Source organism: Sedimenticola hydrogenitrophicus (genome assembly GCF_025175675.1).
GTDB classification, from domain to species: domain Bacteria; phylum Pseudomonadota; class Gammaproteobacteria; order Chromatiales; family Chromatiaceae; genus Sedimenticola; species Sedimenticola hydrogenitrophicus.
Genome location: NZ_JANIOA010000005.1, coordinates 101,645 through 123,994, shown reverse-complemented (window position 1 = coordinate 123,994; position 22,350 = coordinate 101,645). Strand labels below are relative to the sequence as shown.

Here is a 22,350-nt window from a genome sequence, read left to right as displayed (position 1 = left end):
CGCGAACCCCGCATCTGATCTGGATCATTGCCAGACGGGCTCCCGACTGGCAGTTTTGTCCAGGGGTGGACTTATACCGCGTAGGTCAGGAGAAGTGGTACAGGGACGTACCGTATACGGAGCCGAGGATGCCATGGCCGAGAGCGGTGTTCTACCCAACCCTGCACTGATCGGTGTAGAATCCCCGGCTTGAATAATAGTGATGGAGGACGGAATGTCTGCGTTGATTTGTGGCTCAATGGCCTTTGATACCATTATGGTCTTCCAGGACCAGTTCAAGAACCACATCCTGCCGGAGCAGGTGCATATCCTCAACGTCTCCTTTCTGGTGCCGGAGCTGCGCCGCGAGTTTGGCGGCTGTGCCGGCAATATCGCCTATAACCTGAAACTGCTGGGTGGCGAGGGCAAGCCGATGGCCACCGTCGGTGGCGATTTCGGCGCCTATGCCAACTGGATGGACGAGAACGGCGTCAGCCGCGATCATATCAAGGTGATCGAGGGCAGCTATACCGCCCAGGCCTACATCACCACCGATCGGGACGACAACCAGATCAACGCCTTCCATCCGGGGGCCATGTCCCACTCCCACCTGAACCGGGTCGCGGAGGCGAAGGATTGCAGCATCGGCATCATCTCGCCGGACGGCCGCCAGGGGATGATCGAACATGCCGAGCAGTTCCTGGAACAGGGGATCCCCTTCATTTTCGACCCCGGCCAGGGGCTGCCGATGTTTGACGGCGAGGAGCTGACCCGTTTCGTCGACCAGGCCACCTGGCTTGCCTTCAACGACTACGAGGCCAAGCTGATGGAAGAGCGCACCGGCCTGAGCCCGGCGCAGATGGCCGAGCGGGTGGAGGCGGTGGTGATCACCCGGGGTGCGCGGGGCTCGCTGATCTATACCCGCGACAAGGTGCATGAAATCCCGGTCGCGCCGGTGGCCAACATCGTTGACCCCACGGGTTGTGGTGATGCTTATCGGGCCGGGCTGTTGTATGGTTTGATGAATGGCATGGATTGGGAGACCACCGGGCGCATCGCCTCACTGATGGGCGGCATCAAGATCGAGGAGGCGGGGCCGCAGAATCACCGTTTCCAGTGCGATGAGTTCGCCCAGTGCTTCAAGATCGCCTTCGGTTACACCCTCTGAGCCAATAGGCGCGGAATTGCGCATGCGGTCGGAGTCAAATATGTAATTCCAGGGATAGGGGATCCGCAGCAACGGTTTAAGTTTGACTCCACCCCGTCAGGTATCGGGTTTGGCACCGGCCCCTTCAAGCTTTTTAGAGAACGGAACATGACAGGACATTATGACGAATCGGGCTTCGTGCCCCTGAATATCGCGGTGCTGACCATCTCGGACACCCGCACCGAAGAGACCGACAAGTCCGGCCGGATCCTCCAGGAGGGGGCCGAGGCCGCCGGCCACCGGGTGGTGGAGAAGGCGATCGTCAAGGACGATGTCTACCAGATGCGGGCGATCTTCTCGCGCTGGATCGCCGACCCGGAAGTGCACGTGGTGCTCAGCACCGGCGGCACCGGCATCACCGGGCGCGACAGCACCCCGGAGGCGGTCATGCCGCTGCTGGAGAAATCCATCGAGGGGTTTGGCGAACTGTTCCGCCATGTCTCCCTGGAGGAGATCGGCGCCTCGGCGATCCAGTCCCGGGCGATTGCCGGGCTGACCAACCAGACCCTGGTGTTCTGCCTGCCGGGCTCTACCGGGGCCTGCCGCACCGGCTGGGACAAGATCCTCAATCCGCAACTGGATCACCGCACCCGCCCCTGTAATTTTGCCCAGATGTTCCGGGCCTGATTCCGGCCCGGCGCCAGCGCCGGGCTCAGCACCAGAACCGGGAGTAGAGATCGATGAGTGAGTGTGGTTGTTCCTCCGTAGCCGAACCGGGCATGAAGCCGTTGGAAGAGGCGCTGGCCCTGCTGCTCGCCCACGCCAAGGCAGTGGGCGAGCGTGAGCTGGTGCCGCTGGCCGAGGCCAACGGCCGTATCCTGGCCGAGCCGGTGGTAAGCAAAATCAACATGCCGCCCTGGGATAACAGCGCCATGGACGGCTATGCGGTGCAGAGTGCCGACCTGGGGGAGGTGCCCTGCCGTCTGGCCATCTCGCAGCGCATCCCGGCCGGGGCCGCGCCTCAACCACTGGCGGCCGGCACGGCGGCGCGCATCTTTACCGGCGCGCCGGTACCGCCGGGCGCCGATGCCGTGGTGATCCAGGAGGTGTGCGAGCAGGAGGGCGACCAGGTCGTCATCCGGCAGACGGTGGAGTCCGGTGCCAATATCCGCTATGCCGGCGAGGACACCCGTATCGGCCAGGAGGTGCTGCAGGCGGGCACCCGTCTCGGCGCCCAGCATCTTGGACTGGCGGCCTCCGTCGGCGTCGGCGAACTGGTGGTCTATCGCCGGCTCAAGGTGGCGCTGTTCTCCTCCGGTGATGAACTGATCAACCCCGGCCAGCCACTGGGTCCGGGTCAGATCTACAACTCCAACGAATACACCCTGCAGGCACTGCTGCAGTCGCTGGGCTGCGAGATCGTCAGCCTCGGTATCGTCGAGGATACCTTCGAGGCGACCTGCCAGGCGCTCTCCGCAGCCGCCGCCCAGGCCGACCTGGTGATGACCTCCGGTGGCGTGTCGGTCGGCGAAGAGGACCATCTGAAGCCGGCGGTCGAGGCGCTCGGCTCCCTGGATCTGTGGAAGATCGCCATCCGCCCGGGCAAACCGCTGGCGTTTGGTCATATCGAGGGCACCCCGTTCATCGGTACCCCCGGCAACCCGGTCTCCCTGTTTGTCACCTTCTGCCTGTTCGCCCGCCCCTTCATCCTCAAGGCCCAGGGCGTTCGGGAGGCGGAACTGGCACCCACACCGATCCTGGCCAAGGCCGACTTCGACTGGCCCAAGGCCGAAAAACGGCGCGAGTTCGCCCGCGCCCAGCTCAATCTGGATGCCTGCGGCCAGGCGCAGATCAGCCTGTACTCCAGCCGCTCCTCCGGGGTGCTCAACTCCCTCACCTGGGCCAATGGCCTGGCGATCCTCCCCGAGCAGCGGACCCTGGTCCGGGGAGAAATGGTGCAATTCCTGCCTTTCAGCGAGTTACTCAAATGATCAATCTGCTCTATTTCGCCCGCCTGCGCGAGGCGCTCCAGACCGGCTCGGAGACCCTGGACTACCGCGCGGATCTGGCCACGGTCGCCGCCATTGTCGACCTGTTGAAAGCGCGCGGTGGCGTCTGGGGCGAGGTGTTTGCCGATGACCAGACCGTGCTGGTGGCGGTGAACCAGGAGATGTGCGACTTGTCGACGGTGGTGACGGATGGCGACGAAGTGGCCTTTTTCCCGCCGGTCACCGGCGGTTAGGCAGCATCTATACTCTTTGTAGAAAGTGGGTTTAGCGTAGCGGGGGCGTCTCTTCCTGCGGATCTGTTCAACCCTTCAGATCACGGTAAAATTCCATGAACCAGATCAAAATCCAGACCGAACCCTTCGATCTCGCGGCGATTCAGGAAGAGCTGCGGCGGGACAATCCGGCCATCGGCGCGGTGGTCACCTTTCTCGGCCAGATGCGCGACATCAACGAGGGCGACCGGGTCAGCACCATGACCCTGGAACACTACCCCGGCATGACCGAGAAGGCGTTACAGGCGATCGTCGACGAGGCCGAGGCGCGCTGGCAGCTGATGGGTATCCGCGTAGTGCACCGGGTCGGCCCGTTGCATCCGCTGGATCCCATCGTCCTGGTGACGGTGGCCAGCGCCCACCGCGGCGAGGCGTTCCAGGCCTGCGAGTTCGTCATCGACTATCTCAAGACCCGTGCCCCGTTCTGGAAAAAGGAGCAGACCGCGGAGGGCGAGCGCTGGGTCGACGCACGCCACAGCGACGATGCAGCGGAGCGCCGCTGGCAGCGCTAGCCATGGGCACCACCCTCAATCCCACCCTGCTGGGGGTCTTCATACCTACCTTCTTCATTGTCTCGGTGACGCCGGGGATGTGCATGACTCTCTCCATGACCCTGGGTATGACCATCGGCCTGCGGCGCACCTTCTGGATGATGGCCGGCGAACTGCTCGGGGTGGGGCTGGTGGCCGCCGCCGCGGTGATCGGCGTGGCCACCCTGATGCTGCAATACCCGACACTGTTTGAGTTGTTCAAGTATGTGGGCGGCGCCTATCTGATCTATCTCGGCCTCCAGATGTGGCGCTCGCGCGGCAAGCTGGCGATCAATCTCGACTGCCCACGGCAGGCGCCTTCCACCGGGATGGCGCTGGCGCTGCAGGGCTTTGTGACTGCCGTGGCCAACCCCAAGGGCTGGGCCTTCTTCATCTCCCTGCTGCCGCCCTTTATCAGTGACCAGCGGCCGATGGTTCCGCAGCTCAGCGTGCTGCTGGGCCTGATTCTGCTGATTGAGTTCAGCTGTCTGGTGCTCTATGCCAGTGGCGGCCGCACCCTGAGCCTGCTGTTGCGGCAGCGCGGCAATGTGCGGCTGCTCAATCGCCTGGCGGGCAGCCTGATGATGGGGGTGGGTATCTGGCTCGCACTGGGGTGACCGGGTGGCCGCTGGCGCCTGAATCGGCTCGCGCGTGCTCCCTCCTCCGCCATTAAATTGGTCCTCCCGGCTGAAAGAAATGGCCGTGACTCCGGGTCTTCTTTAGCAAGGATCGAATGAGATCCCTCAATAAGTCACAGAGGAGATTGACCATGAAACGTCTATTGATAACCGGTTTTGTTACCCTGGCAGCGATCGGCACCGCATCGGCGGATTTTGCTGGAGATTCCAAGTACGACCTGCTCCATGCCGGTACCTGGCAGTACAGCAATGAGCAGATGGCGCAGTCCGAGGATCTGACCCGTCTGCCGGCCACCGCAGCCGGCCGGATGGAAGAGGAGCCGATGCAGGAGCAGTTCAGAAACAGCATGCAGGATCATCCGTCTGAGCGGCCGTCCGGGCTGTAATCCCCGGTAGGGTATAAAAAGGCGATATACCAGTTGGGTGTAGCAGGCGGGATGGTGCTTTTGTCGTGGCTTTGCCGCGAAGACCTTCGCGCCGCAGGCACTCCTTCGGGGTGATCCATCAAGCTTCGTCGACACCAACAACTAACTCGGATATAGCCATAAAAAACCAGCCCGGCAATGCCGGGCTGGTTTTTTTTGGGGCCGGCGAGCGTCTGGCGCGGGATGGGGCACAGTGGCGCAGATAACGGTGTTTACCGGTGCTGTGGGTGCGCTATGCTATCCATAATCTGTTGATTCCCGGGGTGAGCCGTCTCCCGGCCTGCTCTCAACGGTATGAATGGACCCTGATGAAAAGCCGCGCCGAGATGCTGGAAGCCCTGTTTCCCCAACAGGTGATGCAAGGGGCGTTACCCGAACCGGTTGTCGATCTCACGCCAACCGAGGTGGGCCTGGCTCCCACCGAACTGGTGGATCTGTTCGAGAGCCAGTTGATGAGTCGTCATCTCGACAACCAGTCGCGCCGCCTCGGCCAACCACTCGACCGCCCAGGGGGCGATCAACGCGGCGGGCTGGGCCGCCTACCAGAACTCGCCCATGCCGATCCTGTTCGTCTGTGAGGACAACGGCATCGGCATCTCCACCGGTACCCCGACCGGACGGCACCGGATCGCCCGGGTCACCGCCGCGGACAACTTCATCCCGCTGGCCGAGGCGGCCCAGCTGGTGCTGCCGGATCGACTCCGACCCCTGTGGTAGTACGGCATAAAAAAGGTGCGCCACAGTCCTGAGGCGCACCGGATTGACTACTCGAATTACGGCCTGACGTAGGCGTACCCCTGCTCCTGCAGCTCCATGATGCGCAGCACGCCGGCCGGGACAACCGAGACCCCTTCCAGGGGCACCGGCATCTTGCCGGTCTTCTTTTCCACCGCCTTCATGGTGTTGCCGCAGGCGCTGAACTGGATGTCCTGCATCGCCAGGCTGGTGATGCGTTTCCCCACTTCGGATTCGCTGGTGAGCATGCCGAGCCCGGGCCCATAGGCGACGATCTCGATCTGCACATTGTCCTGCCCCAGGGCATTTTGCAGATTGACCGCGTTGTTCAGGGCGATGGTCTGGGTGCGGAGATCGTCGGTGCTGACCTGGATCACCACCTTGTGGGGGGCGCCTTCCGCGGCCAGCAGGGCCTGCCCGGTGAACAGGCCGAAAAACAGCAGCAGGGCCATCAGGCTATGGTTTATGATTTTCATTTTTCATCCTCTCTTTGGTTAGGCGATTTCTGTCAATGAACATCCCCGCTTGCTGGTCTTTTCGTCCCCCTGCCGCGTTGCCCCAGGCATCACATAGTCCGACTATGCTTCGCCTGGGGCGCCCTGTAGGGAAACGAAAATCCTACTCAATTCAGGATGTTCATTTCCGGCAATCGCCTTGTGGTCTGCAGCGTTCGGCTCTTTGAGTAGCGGCCGTTTACTGCAGTTGCTAATGGTCTGAATCAGACCTTGATATAGGCCCAGCCGGTCTGCTGGCGCCGGGTAATATAGGAGATCCCGGAGCGGACGATCACCGCCTCCGGCACAATCCGTATCTGCTCGCCGGTCTCCTTGGCCATGCGCTCCAGGGTGTTGCCGCAGGCGGCGAATACCAGGTTGGGGTAGGTCTCGCTCAACCGCCGGATGCGCTCCGGGAAGGGCGAACGCCCCTGCTGCATCAGCCGCAACCCCTGGTTGTTGGCCACCACCTCCAGGCGCAGTGGCTGGCCGCTGGCGCGATGCTCCTTGAGGACCGTCTCCACCTGGTCCAGCAGCAGCGCCGCGTCCTCGCGGCTGTCGCTGCTGATATGGAATACCACCCGGGTCTGTGACGTCCGGGCGTCGCCGATGGCGGCCAGCGGTGCCCGCCGGTTGTGATCGGAAGTGGAGGGCGCCTCGGTCACCAGCTGCACCGCGAACAGGGAGAGCCCGCCGATGGCGGCGGCCGTCAGATAACGGGTCAGGCCCCCGCCGGCGGCCAACGCCCGCCGTTCGCCGTTCTTCGGCCCGCTGAGCGGATAGGCCGCGCGGGTGAGTTCCTTCAGGTACTGCAGTTGCAACAGGCGGCTGCGCAGCGGATCGGAATCGGCGGCCGCGCGCAGCAGCTCAAGGCGCTCCTGCGGGGCCAGTTCGTTGTCGATGAAGGCGTTGAGCTGTTCGTCGCTGTAGTGGTCCGCGTTCATTTGATACGCTCCATGAAGGGCCTGCCGTCAGTTTTTGCCCGCGTTTCCGACGCCATCAGCTGTTTCAGTTGCTGTCGGGCGCGGCTCAGCCGGCTCATCACGGTACCCACCGGGATGCCGAGGATCTCCGCCACCTCGGCGTAGCTGCAGGCCTCCAGATCCACCAGCATCAGCACCTCCCGCCGCGCCGGGCTGAGCCGGGCGACGGCCTGGCGGACCCGGTCTACTGTCTGTTGTTGCAACAACTGCTCGTCGGCGGGTTGCAGGGCGGGGTCGATGCACTCGTCGAAGCAGTCGGTCGGCCGCTGGCGCCGGCAGTGATCGCGAAAACAGTTGGCCAGGATGGCGAAGGCCCAGCCCTCCAGCGCCGCCCCGTCCTTGAGTGAGGCGAGCCGGGCGAGGGCCCGGGTCAGCGCCTCCTGGGCCAGGTCATCGGCCAGGCTCTCCTCGCCGCACCAGCCCAGTGCCAGGCGTCGGAGCCGCGGGCTCAGTGCCGCCAGCCGCTGCCGGTTTTTGCTCTCGTTGCGCCACGCGGTGAACATCAAACAGCCGTCCCCTTTCCAGTTGTTGTGAATAAGACGCGGTAGCCGATGTATTTATTCCATTTATTTTTGATCGGCTATCCCACCTAGTAGCCTGGATGAAGCCCGCCCCACGAAAGCCCGATAGATACACAACCTCGGGCGGGCGGAATCCGGGGTATCGCGCGGCGTCTGCTCCGTTCCCCGGATTGCGCCGCCGTGAGCATAGGCGGTAATTCCTGTGTCGGTGGTGGCGGCTTCATCCAGGCTACGGCGCTGTTACCAGCCCCGAAGCGCGTAGGTTGGGGTGGGCTTGCGAACCCCAACGGGGTTTCATGCGGGTGCGCCATGATGTTGGGGTTCGTTCCTCACCCCAGCTTGCGCGCCGCGACTATTCCCGGAAACGCTTGAACGAGCCGACCGTGCCGTCGAACTGCTGACTCTCAGCGTCGGCCGTCGCCTCGCTGCCGCGCAGGGCGTTATCGAACTCGGCGAAGGCGTGGATCGGGGCCTCGCAGCGGGAGCCGTGACAGAGATAGGCGCTGCAATCCGCCCCCGCCGGTTTGAGGCTCAGGGCCTCCGGCAGCCCACTGGCCGTGGCGGGGATGGCGAAGGTGAGGCGGCGCGGCGCATAGTGCCGGTTGGCCCGTTGCAGCCAGGGCTGCATGGCCGCCGCCTCGCCCCGGAGGATGGTCAGCTCAGTGGGATTGATCAGCTCATCCAGCGCCTTCAGCAAGGTGCAGTGGGCGTGGGGAATCTGCCTGAGGTGCTCCCAGGCGCACTGCAGGGTGCGCTCGGCCGCCTGCAGATAGCGCGCTTCGCCCAGCAGGTGGCCAAGCCGGGTGAGCACCGAGGCGGCCACGCCGTTGCCGGCCGGGATCGACTCGTCGCCGAATGGCTTGGGGCGGTAGATCAGCGACTCGTGGTCGTTCGAGGTGAAGTAAAAACCGCCCTGTTCGCTATCCTCGAAGCGCTCCAGCAGGGTGTCGGCCAGGTCGCAGGCGAAGGCCAGCAGCCGGCTGTCCCACTGCGCCTGCAACAGCTCCAGCAGGGCATCGATCAGGTTGGCGTAGTCGTCCAGATAGCCGTTCAGGTGGGCCTGGCCGTCCTTCCAGGCGGCCAGCAGGTGCCGGTCGCGCCATAGTTGCTGCTGGATGAAGTCGACGGCGCGGCGCGCCGAGGCGATCAGTCCCGGTTCGTCCAGCAGGCGGCCGGCCCGTGCCAGCCCCTTGATCATCAGCGCGTTCCAGGTGGTGAGCACCTTCTCGTCCCGCCCGGGGCGTACCCGTAGTGCCCGCCGCGCCAGCAGTTTCTCCCGGGCCCGTTGCAGCAGCTCCCGGGCCTGCTCCGGGCTGCTGCCCAGCTCGCGGCCGAGGGTGGCGAGTTCGGTATCGCCATGCAGGTGCCAGCGACCCTCGAAGTTGGCCTCCCGGTCCAGTCCGTAGAAGTGGCTGAAATGGCGGTACTCCTGCTCGTCCAGCAGCTGTTCGACCTCGTCCCGGTCCCAGGCGTAGAAGCGCCCCTCGTGGCCCTCGCTGTCGGCATCCAGGGAGGCGTAGAAGCCCCCTTCCGGGGACTGCATCTCGCTCATCACCCAGTGGGCGGTCCGCCGTGCGGTGTCGCGAAACAATGGCTTGCCGGTGGCCTGCCAGAGGTCGGCATAGAGGGCCAGCAGGGGGCCGTTGTCGTAGAGCATCTTCTCGAAGTGGGGAATCATCCACTGGTCGTCCACCGAGTAGCGGCAGAATCCGCCAGCGAGCTGATCGTTGATCCCGCCCAGGGCCATTCGGGTCAGGGTGAAGTCCACCATGTAGAGGGAGCGGGGATCGCCGGTGTCGGTGGCCGCCCAGTGCCTGAGCAGTTGCTCCAGGCTGCTGGGATGGGGGAATTTAGGGGCGTTGCCGAAGCCGCCATAGGTCGCGTCAAAACTGCTGCCCAGCTGCTGGCGGGCGGTCTCCAGCGGGGTTGAATCGAGTGTCGCGGCCTGGCCGCTGGACATCGGGTCGAGCTGACGGATGGCGCGGATCAGCGCCTGGTTCTGGCGCTCGATCTCGGGGCGCTGCTGGCGGTAGGCGGTGGCGATATTCTCCAGGATAGCCACGAAACCGGGCAGGCCGTGGCGCTCCTCTCTGGGGAAGTAGGTGCCGGCAAAGAACGGGGTCTGGTCATGCGGGGTCAGGAATACCGTCAGCGGCCAGCCCCCGGGTCGCTGGGCCAGCAGCTGGTGGGCCGACTGGTAGATCCGGTCCAGGTCGGGACGCTCCTCCCGGTCCACCTTGATGTTGACGAACAGCCGGTTCATCACCGCGGCGGTGGCCGCGTCCTCGAACGATTCATGGGCCATCACGTGGCACCAGTGGCAGGCGGAGTAGCCGATGGAGAGCAGGATCGGCTTATCCTCCCGGCGCGCCTTTTCCAGCGCCTCCCCGCCCCAGGGATACCACTCCACCGGATTGTCGGCATGCTGTAGCAGATAGGGGCTGGTGCACTGGCTCAGGTGATTGCTGGGCATGGGTTATCCTGTCGGTCTTTAAGGTATTCGGATGGGTGGCATGAGGTTTCGGGAAGGTGCGTGGCGATGCGCACCGGTCGCGAATGATGCGGTTCGTAGCGCTCACCGCATGCTACGGATGTTAGTCAATGGATGTGTTCCCGCCGCCCCTCCGGATGTTTCAGGGATCATGACAGAAACTATAGCCGCTTCAACCGGCAATTCCCGGTGGAATTGGCCGGCGGGTGTTAGGCGGGGGTGGAGTCAAAGCCTACGCGCTGGCGGCCAGGCAATCCCGTGTAATTGGACGGTTTGACTCCGACCCTAATTGCGTCTATCCGTTATCGATTACCTACCACTTCAGATTCAGCGGATTGTCCGGGTCGATTCCCGCCATGAACGGCAGGCGCCGGTCACTGTGGGTGATCTGGTAGACCAGGCCCATCCAGTTGCCGACGATGCCCTCCGCGGTGTCGTGCCAGGTGTTGTCCAGCTCCGCGCTGATCAACGCTTCCGGGAACTCGGGCGGCTCGCTGCCCTCCCGCAGGGCGCGTTGCAGATAGAGCCGGTACTCGTTGAAGATGGCCTGTACCCGGGGCATGAAATAGTTGTCCGGAAAGGGCGGATAGCTCTCCCGCTTGCCGGCGGCATAGAGCAGCACCTCGCGCTTGTACTCCTTCAGCAGGCTGATGGTTTCGTATTCCGGATGGCCCTGGAAATAGACCATGCGGAAGCCGTCCTGGCTCACCGCCAGATGCACCCCGGCCTCCTCGCTCTCGGCCAGGATATGCAGGCCGGCCGCCTCGAACTGCTGGCGGGAGATCTCGTTGAAGCGGGAGTGGGGCACGTCGAAGCGGGTGTTCACGTCGTTCACCAGCGGGTGCACCCGGTCCACCACCCGGTGGGGAAACACCCCCCAGCGCTTGAAGCCGAGGGGTTTGCGCTTGGTGGCGTGGCGCGCCTCCAGCACCGCATGGGTGGCCAGGCAGGAGCAGAGGGTCGAGGTAACATTCGCATAGGCCCACTCCACCACCCGTTCCAGCGGCTCCCAGAACGGTTCGTCGGCCAGGTTGGGGTGGACCGGGGTGGCGCCGCTGATGATCAGGGCGTCCAGCCCCTCCTCCTGGATCTTCGCCAGTGGCTCGTAGTACTGGTCGATATGCCGGCGCGCCTTGTCGCCGCGCGGCAGCTCATCCAGGGTAAAGGGGTGGACGTAGAACTGGGCAATTGGGTTGCTCTCGCCGATCAGCTGGAAGAACTGGCGTTCGGTCGGCTCCAGGGCGCCGTCCGGCATCATGTTGAGCAGGCCGATGTGCAGTTCGCGGATATCCTGGTGCTGGGCCCGGGTCGGCTCCAGCACGGTCTGGCCGGCCTTTCTCAGGCGCTCGAAGGTGGGCAGGTTGTTGTGTGATACCAGTGGCATGATGGCTCCCGGTCAATCCGGTTGTTTGCGTGAAATGGCCAGCTCCAGCAGGGCCAGGAAGTCGGCCTCGTCGCGCACCTGGTTCGCCTCCAGGGAGGTGACGGTGTAGCCGAGCGGTCCGGCGATCGCCTCGTAGTGGGGGAGGCGCGAACGGAACAGGCGCGGGAACACCCAGCGGGTGAAGTCGCCCGGGTCCATCTGCGCCGCGTAGCGGAGGCCCTGCTCCTGGAGATAGTCCTGCACCTGCTGGCGCAGGAAGGCGGGACGGAAGTAGAGCGGCTTGGGGTCGTCCTGGGCGCGCCGCACCAGCTCCGCCTCCTCGTCCGCCGCGGTGGCCTGGATATAGAGGATCAGGCTGTGCTCCGCCAGCAGGTCGATCACCCCGGGCTCCTCCATGTCGCACAGGCTGCCGCCCACGTCGTTGACGAAGTGCTGGTAGCCGTAGATCTCCCGCGCCTTGCGGATGAACTCGGGGACATCGCGCATGGCGTTGATCTCGGCCTGGCGGTACTGCGCCTGGCGCTGCTGGAAGGCCTCCAGCGGCACGCCGCCCAGCTCCGGGTTGCCCAGCTTGCCGACGTAGGAGAGTACCGGGCCCAGGTCATCCACCTTGATATTGTTGCGGATGTAGATCCAGTCCTTGCGCAGCAGCTCCTTGAGGAACGGCACCCGCATCGCCTCCTGCTTGATGCTGTCGAGGATCGCCTCGTCCAGGTAACGGGTGCCGATACGGTAGTCGCCGGAGTAGTGAAACCAGTTGTAGCGGCGCATGGTCTTGGAGAGGTGGGTCTTGCCCACGCCAGACATGCCCAGCAGGGTGATGCTCTTGTTTTTCCAGGCGCGGAACTCTTGCAGACTCAACTTCACGGATTACGGCCTTCTCTATAAGGGTTGGTGATGCTCAAGCGATATAATATAACCCAAATCAGCGGCGGGCGTCCCTACGCTCTCCTATACCTGCCATAAATGGCAGTAACAGCAGCAGCAGGCAGATCAGGATCACCCCCTGCCAGCCCCAGCGGGTGTAGGCGAAGCCGCTGCCGGTGATGCCGATCCAGCCGCCCACGTAGTAGAACAGTACGTACAGGGCGTTGGCGCGGCCCTGGCCGCCGGTGAGGCGCCTGTTGAGGGAGCCGACGGCGGCGGCATGCACGGCGAAGAAGCCGGCGCACAGCCCCAGCAGCCCGAGGATGATGGCGCCGATGGAGGGCAGCAGGGTCAGCGCCACCGAGACACCCAGCAGCAGGGTGCCGCCGATCAGGGTATTGCCGCTGCCGATGCGGTTGCTGATGCGCCCTGACAGGGGGCCCATGAAGATGCCCATCACATAGACCAGGTAGAGCAGGGTGATCAGCTCGGTGGAGAAGGAGAAGGGTTCGGCCGCCAAACGGAACGGCAGGTAGTTGAATACCGAGGAGAAGATGAAGAAGCCGCCGCCCGCCGCCAGGTAGATACGCACCAGCTCCCAGCGCCGCAGCAGACTGAGAAAGCGTGGCTGTTCAGTGACCACGCTGTTCGCCTTCGGCTGCCGGGGCAGCTGCTTCAACGCCACGAAGGTGGCCACCAGTATCAGCACGGCGGCGGATCCGAAGGCGTAGCGCCAGTGCAGCGGCGGGTGGATCCAGCCACCCAGCAGGCGTCCGCCCAGCCCGCCCACCACGGTGGCCGAGACATAGGCGCCCATCACCACGTTGAGCCGTTCGATCGGCAGGGTCTTGGCCAGGTAGGCGGCGATGCAGGTGGTCAGCGCCGGGATGAACAGCCCCTGCAGGAAACGGGCGCCGATCAGCACCCAGAGGTTCTCCGTGAAGGCGCAGATCAGGCCGCCGGCCGCCACCGCGATGCCGCCGGTGAGGATGATCGGCTGGATCGGCAGGCGGTCCGCCAGGACCCCGAACGGCAGATTGGAGAGGGCGATGCCGAGGATCACCGCGGCCACGGTGAAAGAGACCTGCAGGGTGCTGGCGGCGAACTCCGCCTGCAGCACCGGCAGCACCGGCTGGGTCAGGTAGACGTTGGTGAAGGAGGCGGCCACCAGGGCAAATACCACCAGTTGCAGGCGCAGATGTGAGTCCTTACTCATTCAGGTGCAGCCGCCGCAGCTGCCGCAACGCCAGTCGCTGGCGTTGACCGCCTGGAAGAACCAGCGGGCGTGCTGTTCGTCGATCGGGATGTCGTGGGCGATGAACAGGTCGCAGAGCCAGTCGATGTTCTCCAGCACCCAGTCATCCTCCTCCAGCCCCTCGGCGAACGCCGGGTCGTCGGGATAGAGGAAGGAGTAGATGCCGTGGGTGCCCATGTCCTCCTCATGGCGCGGGGCCGGGATCTCCAGCGGGCGCCCCCGGTAGCGGATCTCCCAGCGGCCGAGACAGATCAGGTGGCCCTGTTCGCTCCAGGTGGCGGTGAATGGATTACTCATGTTTCTCGAAATATAAGGTGGTGCCCACTGTGGAAGATCGGCGGTCCTTTTTCCCCGTGGGTCGGAGTCAACGGGTCCGGGTGCAAGGGGTCGCAAGCAACCTGGCGGGTGCGGTGAGATCACCTGCCCGTTCAGGTTGGTTTGACTCCGACCCCTGCAGCTCGATTGGCTGCGTCCGCCGGCGGACCGGCAGGGCAGGCATTATAACCGATCCGGGGCGCCCGCCTGTAGTGCGGATTGGGCGCTGAATCGGGCCGCCAGGCGCCGCCGGGTGACCCAGCCGGCGCCCATGAACAGCCGGTAGAGCAGCGGGATGACAAACAGGGTCAGCACCGTGGAGACGGCCAGGCCCCAGACGATGGCGGTGGCCACCGGCCCCCACATCAGGGACGATCCGCCCAGCCCGGTAGCCAGGGAGAACAGCCCGGCGATGGTGGTCAGGGAGGTGATCAGGATCGGGATCACCCGGCGGCGGGCCGCGTACAGGGTGGCGTGCAGCACGCTCATGCCCCGCGCCAGCCGCGCATTGGCGGCGGAGATCAGCACGATGGCGGCATTCACCGCGATACCGGCCAGGGCCACCACCCCATACAGGGTGAACAGGCTCAGGGGGTTGTTGGTGATGGCCAGGCCGATCACCACGCCGGTGAAGGCCATGGGCACGGTGGCCAGGATCATCAGCGGCTGGAAGTAGCTCTTGAACTGGGTGCCGAGGATCAGGTACATGAGGCCGACGCCGAACAGAAACAGCACGGCGATGGCGTCGAGACTCTCCTGGATGTCGTCCAGCTCGCCGGAGAAGTCGAGATCGATGCTGGGATAGCGCGTCGCGATCTTGTCCCAGGCTTCCTGGATCCGCGCATTGGCGGCCACCGTGTCCATCTGCTGCTTGTCCAGGTCCGCCTCCACGGTGATGGTGCGGCGGAAGTTGTAGTGGCGGATGCTGTTGTCGCTGGGCCGGGTGGTGCTGTGCACCAGCTCCTTGAGGGCGATGCGCCCACCGCCCGGCAACGGCAGGGTGTAGTTGCCCGGGGCGCCGATGGTGGCCAGGGTGCGCGGCAGCGCGCGCACCCGCACCTCCAGCTCCTCGCCCCGGTCCTGCATCTGGCTGACGATCTCGCCGTCCACCAGCATCCGCAGGGTGCGAGTCACCTCGGCCGGGCTGATGCCGGCGCGGCGGGCGGCATCCTGGTTCACCCGCAGCGCCAGCTCCATCTGGCCCTGGCTGTCGTCGTCGGTGATGTCGCGGATCGCCGGGTTCTGCCGCAGGATCAACTTCAGCTCCGCCACCGCCTCACGGATGGTGCCGGTATCGTCGCCGCGCACCTTGACCTGGATCGGTTTCGAGGTGGGCGGACCACCGGCCAGGCGCAGGAAGGTGATCTTGTCGGGGCCGGCGGTGGCCTCGATATCGGCGCGCATGGATTCGATCATGGCATCCACGCTACGCAGGCCGTCGCTCTTGGGGTTGAGCGCCACCAGCACTTGGCCGTAATGATCGCCGAAGAAGGGGGCGGTCTCGGTGAACAGCTGCCCGGCGTAGCTGAGAATGTTGCGCGTTTCGCCCGGGCGGATGTGGCGGCGGATCTTCTGCTCTACCTGCAACACTTTGTCGCGGGTGACATCCAGCGGGGTGCCGGCCGGCATCTCCAGGCTGACATAGAACAGGCGGATCGGGTCGGAGGCGAAGAAGTCGATCTTGACCAGTCCGTTGGTGGCGCCCACGACGGCGCCGACAAACATCAGCAGCACGCCGATCAGCAGTGTCTTAGGCCAGCGCAGGGCGCGTACCAGCAGTTTGGTGTACTTGATGCGGATCCAGTGCAGGGCCTCGCTGCGCCGGCGCTGCAGGCGCGACGGATTGCGCAGGCTGATGTTGGCCCCCAGCATATGGGCCGGCAGCATCCAGTAGGCCTCGATCAGGCTGATGGCCAGGGCGATGGTGACCACCAGCGGGATGATCAGCATGAACTTGCCGAGGATCCCGGGCAGCAGCATCAGTGGCAGGAAGGCGGCCATGGTGGTCAGTACCGCGGTGGTGACCGGGGCGAACACCTCCCGCAGTGCCTCCAGGGTGGCCGGCAGCACCGCCATGCCGCGCTGCAGCCGGTAGTAGATCGACTCCACCACCACCACGGCGTCGTCCACCAGCATGCCGAGGCTGATCACCACCCCCAGCAGCACGCTCACGTTGAGGGTCTGGTCCAGGGCGTTGAGCACCAGGAAGGTGCCGGCGAGGATGAACGGGATGCCGATGGTGGTGAGCAGGGAGATACGGCTGCCGAGGAACAGCCAGGTGACAAATAGCACCATGATCAGGCCCAGCAGGGCGTTGGTCTGCATGATGTCGAGGGCGTTGCGGGTGATCTCGGTCTGGTCGTCGATTAGCACCACCTCGACCCCGGTCTTGTCCTGGAAGCGGTTGCGCGTGTCGGCGTAGTCGGCGATCTGCCGCACCAGCTCCAGGGTGTTGGCGCTCTCCTTCTTGGTGATCGCCAGCATCACCGCCGGCCGGCCCTGGTAGAACACCGCCTTGTCCTGCTTCTCCCGCGCCCGCACCACCTGGGCCAGATCGCCCAGCGGCACTTCGCCGTTGACCCCCGCCACCGGCAGGGCGGCCAGATAGCCCGGATCACTCTCCTGGCCGATGATGCGTACCAGCCAGTTCTGGTCGTTCACCCGAGCGCTGCCGGCGGCCAGATCCTGAAAGCTGCGGGTGACGGTATCGGCCAGTTGACCGGGGCTGATGCCGGCGGCCTCCAGACGCTCCGGATAGAAGTTGATCTGCAGCTCGGGATCGCGCAGGGCGGTGTCGAGGATGCGGTCGACCCCCTTGATGCGCTCCAGATCCTTCTTCACGTTCTCCGCCTGGCGGCGCAGGTTCTCGTCGTCGGCCGGCCCCACCACCGCCAGCGTGGCGCTGGGGAAGGCGTTGGCGGTGGTGATCTCGAACACGAACGGGGTGGTGGCATTGGCCGGCAGCTCATCGTCGGCGTTCTGCACCTCGCGGCGCAGATCCGCCACCCGTTTGTCGAACACGGCGGGTTCGATATCCTCGAAGCGCACCAGGATGCTGGAGATGCTCTCGCGGCTGACGCTGGAGACGAACTTGATATCGGAGATGCGGCGGATCTGCTTCTCCAGCACCTCGGTGACCCGTTTCTCCACGTCGGCCGCGGCGGCGCCGGGGAGTACCGTGGTGATATCGATCCAGTTGAAGTTGATGCTGGGATCCTGCTCCCGCGGCATCAGGTTGTAGGAGAGAAAACCGACCACCAGCACCAGGCCGAAGGTCAGGTTGGCCAGCACGTGATTGCTGAACAGGCGTCCCAGCATGTCAGTCGGTCTGCTCTATGCGGGTGCCATTGGTCACGGCCTGGCGTCCCTCGATGACCAGCAGGGTATCGGCCGGCAGGTCCACACGGGCCGGGTGACCCTCCAGGGCCTCGGGCAGGGGGAAGAAGCGGGCCTTCTCCTGCTCGACCAGGAACAGCCCCAGGTGGCCTTCCCGCCGCACCGGCAGGTCGGCCGGCACTTGGGGCCGTAGCGATCGCCACAGCAGGCGGCCACTGCTGCCGGGCAGGGTGCGGCCGTCGCTGAACTGCAGGCGCACCTCGCGGTTGCGGCCGAGTGCCTCAACCACCGGGACGATCTGGCGCAGCCGCACCGGGTAGCTGCCTTGGTTGGTCTCTAGTACGATGGTGTCGGCCTCCCGCAGTGAACCGATCAGGTCCACGGAGACCTGGGCGGAGATCTCCAGATGCTCCAGGTCGGTCAGGCGGATCAGCGGCTGACCGGGATTGACCCATTCACCTTCACCGACCAGCCGCTCCCGGACCACGCCGGCAAAGGGGGCACGAATCTCACAACGCTGCCGGTTGAGCCGCGCCTCGGCGATGCTGGCCAGTTGCGCCCGGCGCTCGGCCTCGGCGATCTGCAGATCGGCCTCCTGTTGATTGAGTTGCTCCTCGGAGGCGCTGCGGGTCTGGCGCAGCAGCCGGGTCCGTTCGATCTGGCGGCTGGCCAGGGTGACCCGCGCCGCGATACTGGCCAGTCCCGCCTCGGCCTGCTGCAGCCTGAGCTGATTGTCACGACAATCCAGGGCGGTCAGCAGGGCGTCCCGCTCCACCCGGTCGCCGACCCGTACCGGGATGTCCAGTACGGTGCCGGTGGTCTCGGCGCTGATCCGGCTCTCGTTCAGGCTCAGGGTGGTGGCGGGTGCCGAGTACTCCTGGTAAATGGTGACCTCCCCCAGCCGCGCGGTGGTGACCTGGATGGGTCGCTCCGCGGCCGCCGCGGGCCGCATGATGAGGGTCAGCAGGCCTGTCAGGAGCAGGCCGGGCAGGTGCCCGGTCGGTTGTTTCATTCGCATGATGCTGTCGGGCTCCTTGCTGCATCGATCTCCCGCAACAGCGCGGTGCTGCGGCCCTGCATCAGCTGGAGCAGGGCCCGGTTGGCGGCAATGCCGTACTCCAGGGTGAAGCGCATGCCCGGGGTGAGGGTCGGGCACTCATTGATGATGCGCTCCAGTATGTCCAGCTCACTCTGCAGATGGGCGGTCTGCTTCTCCAGCAGCGCCCTGTTTTGCTCGTTCGGCAGCAGATGGGCGAACATCATCAGGAACAGGAAGTCACTGCGGTGCTGTTCGGTCGGTTCGGTGCTCATCAGGGTCTGAAAAAAGTGTTTCCGGCCCGCCTCGGTGAGGGCGAACACCTTCTTGGTAGGCCGCTTTTGCTGGGTCTGTTCGTGAAAACTGACCAGCCCCTGGTGGGTCAATTTCGCCAGGGTCGGATAGATGGAGCCGTAGCTGGTGGCCTGGAAGTGGCTGAAGGCCTGCTCGATCGCCTTCTTGATTTCATAGCCACTGGCGTCCCCGAGACAGAGGATGCCGAGACAGAGCTGGCTGGTGTTCATAGGGCATTCATCGGGAATTGGCTATATCGGATCGTTATATATCGGGGCAATATATTTACTGGGCGCCGCGCTGTCAAATCTGTTAATCTTGCGTCCGCGTTTTTACCACTCGATGACAGACGAGTACTCTGTCAGGGTGATATTGACGTATTCAGTTGGCCTGTCCGCGTTCCTGGCAAGGCGCGGCTCGCAGCGAATGGCCCGGTCCTTTGCAAGAGCCGCAACACGGCCAGGGGCGCGGACAGGCCAACCCGAAGGGCGCCCCTGTGGTGTCCCGCCGCCGCGTTGCGTCGTTTGACAAGGACCGGGCCATTGCCTGCACGACGCGCCTTGCGGCGAAACACCACAGGGACGCTGAACTAGTCAATATCACCCTGACAGAGTACCAGGACCCCAAGCCATGAATTTTGCCCCGCTGCGATTGAAGAAGAACGAGGATCGACGCCTGCGTGCCGGGCACTGCTGGATCTACAGTAATGAGATCGATACCCTGATCACCCCGTTGCAGGGGCTGGAGCCGGGTCAGCCGGTGGAGGTCTACAGCGACCGGGAGAAGTTGCTCGGCACCGGCTATGTCAATCCCCACTCCCTGATCAGCGCACGCCTGGTCAGCCGTGATCGTCAGCACCCGCTCAGCGGCTCGCTGATCGTGCATCGGCTGAAAGTGGCCCTGAGCCTGCGCGAGCGGCTCTACCCGAAGCCGTACTACCGGCTGCTGTTCGGCGAGAGCGACGGGCTGCCGGGACTGGTCATTGACCGCTTCGGCGACCACCTGGTGATCCAGATTACCACCGCCGGCATGGAGCGGCTCAAGGCGGAGATCCTGGCAGCGGTGGTCAAGGTGCTGCGCCCCGCCGGCGTGCTGTTTCGCAACGACTCGCCGGCGCGGGAGCTGGAGGGCCTGGCGCTCTATGTGGAAAATGCCCTGGGCGGCTGGCCGGACGAACTCACGCTCGAAGAGCACGGCGTGCGTTTCACCCTACCCTCTCAGGCGGGGCAGAAGACCGGCTGGTTCTTTGATCAGGCGGCGAACCGGGGGCGCCTGATTCCGTATGTTCCCGGCAAGCGGGTGCTGGATGTCTGCAGCTATGTTGGTGCCTGGGGTGTGTTGGCGGCGGTGAAAGGGGCGGCGGAGGTGATCTGCGTGGATGCCTCGGCAACCGCGCTCGACGCGGTCGATCGCAATGCCCTGGAAAACGGTGTGGCGGAGCGGGTGGCCGGGCTGCAGGGGGATGCCTTCGATGCGCTCCGCGAACTGCGCCAGGCCAATGAACGTTTCGATGTGGTGCTGGTGGATCCGCCGGCCTTTATCAAGCGAAAAAAAGACACCAAAGAGGGCGTTATGGCTTACCGCCGACTGAACCAGCTGGCGCTCCAGGTGCTGAGCAAGGACGGTATCCTGGTCTCCTCTTCCTGCTCCCATCACATGGGCGAGGCGGCGCTGCTGCATGAAATCCAGCAGGCGGCACGACACACCGACCGCTCGCTACAACTGCTGGAGCGCGGTTTTCAGGCGCCCGACCACCCGGTCCATCCGGCAATACCGGAGACGGCCTATCTCAAGACCTTCTACCTGCGAGTCCTGCCGAGCTTTTAGGGTGGAGCCATCCCTGTGCCGAACAGGACACAGGGATGGGCAGGACGCCTACCCTTTCGAGGAGAGGTCCATGATCTCCCGCTGTATTCTCGATTTATGCGGCTCCGGCATGCCATGCCACGCCTCGGCCACCGCCATGGCATCCGGCGGAAGCGATGCGGCCAGTTCATCGCCGAACATCAACCAGGCGGGATTGACATCCAGCACGGCGGCAATCTGGTCTATTTTGCGTGGACGCAGGCTTTTTCCATTTTCAATCTTCTGGATGACGGCCTGGTTGGTCCCGGCTCGCACCGCAAGCTGCTCTTGTGTCCAGCCTTTTTCCTGGCGCCTGAAGCGCATCCGTTGACCCAGATTCCCGGGGTTTTGGGGATTCTCATTAGTCATTTTCTTCAACCTGTTGTTTGTCCAATTTTGAGTATAGCTCCCAGTCGGGTGACCGATTGCTGTTCTTGGGCCTTTATTTCAGACCCCTGTCACACACCGTCATGCCGGGGGTTCGGGGCACGACCAGCCACCACATCAATTACTCCAGGATCGCCCGGTGGTTTACCCGACAATCCTGCGCATTCAGGAGCACCAGCTTCTGTTTTTCGCTTTGCATCATGATCAACTATCAATGAATACAATTACTAACACCAAGGAAATTATTATCTTACGAGAATAATCATCCTCACTGCTAAGCATAACCCTTTTTCCTAAAGCTGTCCCTATTTTGCGTCCCAAACAGTGCCCGGAAAAGCATTTATTTCATTTTTATGCCCCGATTCTTGATGTGGATCGCTTTTCACATTGTCGATCCGGCTGGATCCGAAGGCGTTGCCCGCTACCTTGTCCCTGTCTCCACAGGGTGAACACCCTGCGGAAATGGTGGTACTCTTTGCCGGTCGTAAAAGCTTGGCCCGCCCCATATGAATTCTATGGGGTGATTTATTTTAAACTGACCATAAGAAAGATAGCCCCCTAATGCTGACTTACCCAAATATTGATCCGGTGCTGTTTTCCCTGGGGCCTGTCTCGGTACACTGGTACGGTGCCATGTATCTGGTGGGATTTGTGGCGGGCTGGTGGCTTGGTCGCCGGCGTGCCGCCCGGCCCGATTCCGGCTGGCGTGTCGAGCAGGTGGATGACCTGCTGTTCTATATAGCACTGGGCGTGGTGCTGGGCGGCCGACTCGGCTACACCCTGTTTTACGGCTTCGATAACCTGCTGCAGGATCCCGTCTCGTTGCTGCGCATCTGGGAGGGCGGGATGTCCTTTCATGGCGGTCTGCTGGGGGTGCTGGTGGCCATGTGGCTGTTTGGGCGGCGCCATGGCAAGGACTTTTTTCAGGCAACCGATTTTATCGCGCCACTGATTCCGCTGGGGCTCGGGGCGGGGCGCATCGGTAACTTTATCAACGGCGAGTTGTGGGGCGCGCCCGGTTCCATGCCCTGGGCGATGCAGGTGCCCTGCGAACGCTTCATGGCGCTCTGCGTGGACAAACTACAGCTGCCCCCCGGCACGGCAATGACCCCGCCGCTGCATCCCAATCAGCTCTATGAGGCACTGCTGGAAGGGGTGGTACTGTTTGCCATCCTGTGGCTGTTTTCGGCCCGTCCGCGTCCGGCCATGGCGGTCTCGGGACTGTTCCTGGCCTGCTACGGACTGTTCCGTTTCGCCATCGAGTTCGTGCGCATGCCGGACGCCCATATCGGCTATCTCGCCTTCGACTGGGTCACCATGGGGCAGATCCTGTCCCTGCCCATGCTGCTGGCCGGCGGCCTGCTGATCTGGTTCGCCTATCACAACCGAACACGAACGGATTGAATC

At 64.0% G+C, this 22,350-nt stretch carries 23 protein-coding genes; 11 read left to right on the top strand and 12 right to left on the bottom strand.

Going from position 1 to position 22,350, the window contains the following annotated elements; translation table 11 throughout:
• The first annotated feature begins 214 nt into the window (after positions 1-214).
• The 9 genes from NPX02_RS04775 to NPX02_RS04735 all read left to right on the top strand — a co-directional run bounded on the left by NPX02_RS04775 (position 215) and on the right by NPX02_RS04735 (position 5,717).
• The gene (locus NPX02_RS04775; RefSeq protein WP_260292274.1) at positions 215-1,147 is read left to right on the top strand and encodes a carbohydrate kinase family protein; all 933 of its coding nucleotides are present in this window, start codon (positions 215-217) and stop codon (positions 1,145-1,147) included.
• A 147-nt stretch (positions 1,148-1,294) separates the two neighbouring features.
• On the top strand, positions 1,295-1,813 hold the full coding sequence (moaB, locus tag NPX02_RS04770; RefSeq protein WP_260292271.1) for a molybdenum cofactor biosynthesis protein B: 519 nt from the start codon (positions 1,295-1,297) through the stop codon (positions 1,811-1,813).
• Between the two features lie 53 nt (positions 1,814-1,866).
• On the top strand, positions 1,867-3,117 hold the full coding sequence (locus NPX02_RS04765; RefSeq protein ID WP_260292264.1) for a molybdopterin molybdotransferase MoeA: 1,251 nt from the start codon (positions 1,867-1,869) through the stop codon (positions 3,115-3,117).
• Positions 3,114-3,368 carry a molybdopterin converting factor subunit 1 gene (gene moaD, locus NPX02_RS04760; protein ID WP_260292258.1) on the top strand — a complete coding sequence of 85 codons (255 nt, stop codon included), beginning with the start codon at positions 3,114-3,116 and terminating at the stop codon, positions 3,366-3,368. The genes NPX02_RS04765 and moaD overlap by 4 nt, the downstream gene beginning before the upstream one ends.
• A gap of 95 nt (positions 3,369-3,463) precedes the next feature.
• Complete coding sequence (moaE, locus tag NPX02_RS04755; protein WP_260292251.1) at positions 3,464-3,919, top strand: molybdopterin synthase catalytic subunit MoaE; 456 nt, start codon at positions 3,464-3,466, stop codon at positions 3,917-3,919.
• A gap of 2 nt (positions 3,920-3,921) precedes the next feature.
• Positions 3,922-4,554 carry a LysE family translocator gene (locus NPX02_RS04750; protein ID WP_260292245.1) on the top strand — a complete coding sequence of 211 codons (633 nt, stop codon included), beginning with the start codon at positions 3,922-3,924 and terminating at the stop codon, positions 4,552-4,554.
• Positions 4,555-4,706: 152 nt separating this feature from the next.
• A complete protein-coding gene (locus NPX02_RS04745) occupies positions 4,707-4,961 on the top strand; it encodes a hypothetical protein (protein ID WP_260292240.1) in 255 nt (84 codons plus the stop codon).
• A gap of 266 nt (positions 4,962-5,227) precedes the next feature.
• Positions 5,228-5,578, top strand: a complete 351-nt coding sequence (locus NPX02_RS04740) for a hypothetical protein (RefSeq protein ID WP_260292238.1) — start codon at positions 5,228-5,230, stop codon at positions 5,576-5,578.
• Entirely contained in the window at positions 5,556-5,717 is a 162-nt protein-coding gene (locus NPX02_RS04735) for a hypothetical protein (protein ID WP_260292237.1), read from the top strand. The genes NPX02_RS04740 and NPX02_RS04735 overlap by 23 nt, the downstream gene beginning before the upstream one ends.
• A 56-nt stretch (positions 5,718-5,773) precedes the next feature.
• Here NPX02_RS04735 and NPX02_RS04730 read toward each other — a convergent pair whose 3' ends face one another.
• The 11 genes from NPX02_RS04730 to NPX02_RS04680 all read right to left on the bottom strand — a co-directional run bounded on the left by NPX02_RS04730 (position 5,774) and on the right by NPX02_RS04680 (position 18,941).
• Positions 5,774-6,211 carry a DsrE family protein gene (locus NPX02_RS04730; RefSeq protein ID WP_260292230.1) on the bottom strand — a complete coding sequence of 146 codons (438 nt, stop codon included), beginning with the start codon at positions 6,209-6,211 and terminating at the stop codon, positions 5,774-5,776.
• A 242-nt stretch (positions 6,212-6,453) separates the two neighbouring features.
• On the bottom strand, positions 6,454-7,173 hold the full coding sequence (locus NPX02_RS04725; protein ID WP_260292229.1) for a hypothetical protein: 720 nt from the start codon (positions 7,171-7,173) through the stop codon (positions 6,454-6,456).
• Positions 7,170-7,715, bottom strand: coding sequence for an RNA polymerase sigma factor (locus tag NPX02_RS04720; protein ID WP_260292228.1), 546 nt, complete (start codon positions 7,713-7,715; stop codon positions 7,170-7,172). Before NPX02_RS04720 ends, NPX02_RS04725 begins: the two co-directional genes overlap by 4 nt.
• Positions 7,716-8,085: 370 nt before the next feature.
• Positions 8,086-10,206, bottom strand: a complete 2,121-nt coding sequence (locus tag NPX02_RS04715; RefSeq protein WP_260292227.1) for a thioredoxin domain-containing protein — start codon at positions 10,204-10,206, stop codon at positions 8,086-8,088.
• A gap of 331 nt (positions 10,207-10,537) precedes the next feature.
• Positions 10,538-11,608: a homoserine O-succinyltransferase MetA gene (gene metA / locus NPX02_RS04710; protein ID WP_260292225.1), complete on the bottom strand. Its 1,071-nt coding sequence runs from the start codon at positions 11,606-11,608 to the stop codon at positions 10,538-10,540.
• A 12-nt stretch (positions 11,609-11,620) separates the two neighbouring features.
• A complete protein-coding gene (locus NPX02_RS04705) occupies positions 11,621-12,475 on the bottom strand; it encodes an ATPase (RefSeq protein WP_260292221.1) in 855 nt (284 codons plus the stop codon).
• A 58-nt stretch (positions 12,476-12,533) separates the two neighbouring features.
• Complete coding sequence (locus NPX02_RS04700; RefSeq protein ID WP_260292218.1) at positions 12,534-13,691, bottom strand: MFS transporter; 1,158 nt, start codon at positions 13,689-13,691, stop codon at positions 12,534-12,536.
• A complete protein-coding gene (locus tag NPX02_RS04695; RefSeq protein ID WP_260292217.1) occupies positions 13,692-14,027 on the bottom strand; it encodes a hypothetical protein in 336 nt (111 codons plus the stop codon). It lies immediately after the preceding gene.
• A 201-nt stretch (positions 14,028-14,228) separates the two neighbouring features.
• Positions 14,229-17,363 (bottom strand): efflux RND transporter permease subunit, encoded by a 3,135-nt coding sequence (locus tag NPX02_RS04690; protein WP_260292216.1) that lies wholly within the window; start codon positions 17,361-17,363, stop codon positions 14,229-14,231.
• A gap of 1 nt (position 17,364) precedes the next feature.
• Positions 17,365-18,399 (bottom strand): efflux RND transporter periplasmic adaptor subunit, encoded by a 1,035-nt coding sequence (locus tag NPX02_RS04685; RefSeq protein WP_260292215.1) that lies wholly within the window; start codon positions 18,397-18,399, stop codon positions 17,365-17,367.
• Positions 18,390-18,941 carry a PadR family transcriptional regulator gene (locus NPX02_RS04680; protein ID WP_260292214.1) on the bottom strand — a complete coding sequence of 184 codons (552 nt, stop codon included), beginning with the start codon at positions 18,939-18,941 and terminating at the stop codon, positions 18,390-18,392. The genes NPX02_RS04685 and NPX02_RS04680 overlap by 10 nt, the downstream gene beginning before the upstream one ends.
• Before the next feature lie 400 nt (positions 18,942-19,341).
• Here NPX02_RS04680 and NPX02_RS04675 point away from each other — a divergent pair, with 400 nt between their 5' ends.
• A complete protein-coding gene (locus tag NPX02_RS04675) occupies positions 19,342-20,538 on the top strand; it encodes a class I SAM-dependent rRNA methyltransferase (RefSeq protein ID WP_260292212.1) in 1,197 nt (398 codons plus the stop codon).
• 48 nt (positions 20,539-20,586) lie between these two features.
• Here NPX02_RS04675 and NPX02_RS04670 read toward each other — a convergent pair whose 3' ends face one another.
• The gene (locus tag NPX02_RS04670; protein WP_260292210.1) at positions 20,587-20,925 is read right to left on the bottom strand and encodes a helix-turn-helix domain-containing protein; all 339 of its coding nucleotides are present in this window, start codon (positions 20,923-20,925) and stop codon (positions 20,587-20,589) included.
• Between the two features lie 579 nt (positions 20,926-21,504).
• Between NPX02_RS04670 and lgt the strand changes: the two genes are divergently transcribed.
• On the top strand, positions 21,505-22,347 hold the full coding sequence (gene lgt / locus NPX02_RS04665; protein ID WP_260292207.1) for a prolipoprotein diacylglyceryl transferase: 843 nt from the start codon (positions 21,505-21,507) through the stop codon (positions 22,345-22,347).
• Positions 22,348-22,350: the final 3 nt, after the last annotated feature.

Excerpts from the sequence above, each read along its gene's own strand:
- NPX02_RS04775 (WP_260292274.1), top strand. The coding sequence starts at position 215 with ATGTCTGCGTTGATTTGTGGCTCAATGGCCTTTGATACCATTATGGTC.
- moaB (WP_260292271.1), top strand. The coding sequence starts at position 1,295 with ATGACAGGACATTATGACGAATCGGGCTTCGTGCCCCTGAATATCGCG.
- NPX02_RS04765 (WP_260292264.1), top strand. The coding sequence starts at position 1,867 with ATGAGTGAGTGTGGTTGTTCCTCCGTAGCCGAACCGGGCATGAAGCCG.
- moaD (WP_260292258.1), top strand. The coding sequence starts at position 3,114 with ATGATCAATCTGCTCTATTTCGCCCGCCTGCGCGAGGCGCTCCAGACC.
- moaE (WP_260292251.1), top strand. The coding sequence starts at position 3,464 with ATGAACCAGATCAAAATCCAGACCGAACCCTTCGATCTCGCGGCGATT.
- NPX02_RS04750 (WP_260292245.1), top strand. The coding sequence starts at position 3,922 with ATGGGCACCACCCTCAATCCCACCCTGCTGGGGGTCTTCATACCTACC.
- NPX02_RS04745 (WP_260292240.1), top strand. The coding sequence starts at position 4,707 with ATGAAACGTCTATTGATAACCGGTTTTGTTACCCTGGCAGCGATCGGC.
- NPX02_RS04735 (WP_260292237.1), top strand. The coding sequence starts at position 5,556 with ATGCCGATCCTGTTCGTCTGTGAGGACAACGGCATCGGCATCTCCACC.
- NPX02_RS04730 (WP_260292230.1), bottom strand. The coding sequence starts at position 6,211 with ATGAAAATCATAAACCATAGCCTGATGGCCCTGCTGCTGTTTTTCGGC.
- NPX02_RS04725 (WP_260292229.1), bottom strand. The coding sequence starts at position 7,173 with ATGAACGCGGACCACTACAGCGACGAACAGCTCAACGCCTTCATCGAC.
- NPX02_RS04720 (WP_260292228.1), bottom strand. The coding sequence starts at position 7,715 with ATGTTCACCGCGTGGCGCAACGAGAGCAAAAACCGGCAGCGGCTGGCG.
- NPX02_RS04715 (WP_260292227.1), bottom strand. The coding sequence starts at position 10,206 with ATGCCCAGCAATCACCTGAGCCAGTGCACCAGCCCCTATCTGCTACAG.
- metA (WP_260292225.1), bottom strand. The coding sequence starts at position 11,608 with ATGCCACTGGTATCACACAACAACCTGCCCACCTTCGAGCGCCTGAGA.
- NPX02_RS04700 (WP_260292218.1), bottom strand. The coding sequence starts at position 13,691 with ATGAGTAAGGACTCACATCTGCGCCTGCAACTGGTGGTATTTGCCCTG.
- NPX02_RS04695 (WP_260292217.1), bottom strand. The coding sequence starts at position 14,027 with ATGAGTAATCCATTCACCGCCACCTGGAGCGAACAGGGCCACCTGATC.
- NPX02_RS04690 (WP_260292216.1), bottom strand. The coding sequence starts at position 17,363 with ATGCTGGGACGCCTGTTCAGCAATCACGTGCTGGCCAACCTGACCTTC.
- NPX02_RS04685 (WP_260292215.1), bottom strand. The coding sequence starts at position 18,399 with ATGCGAATGAAACAACCGACCGGGCACCTGCCCGGCCTGCTCCTGACA.
- NPX02_RS04680 (WP_260292214.1), bottom strand. The coding sequence starts at position 18,941 with ATGAACACCAGCCAGCTCTGTCTCGGCATCCTCTGTCTCGGGGACGCC.
- NPX02_RS04675 (WP_260292212.1), top strand. The coding sequence starts at position 19,342 with ATGAATTTTGCCCCGCTGCGATTGAAGAAGAACGAGGATCGACGCCTG.
- NPX02_RS04670 (WP_260292210.1), bottom strand. The coding sequence starts at position 20,925 with ATGACTAATGAGAATCCCCAAAACCCCGGGAATCTGGGTCAACGGATG.
- lgt (WP_260292207.1), top strand. The coding sequence starts at position 21,505 with ATGCTGACTTACCCAAATATTGATCCGGTGCTGTTTTCCCTGGGGCCT.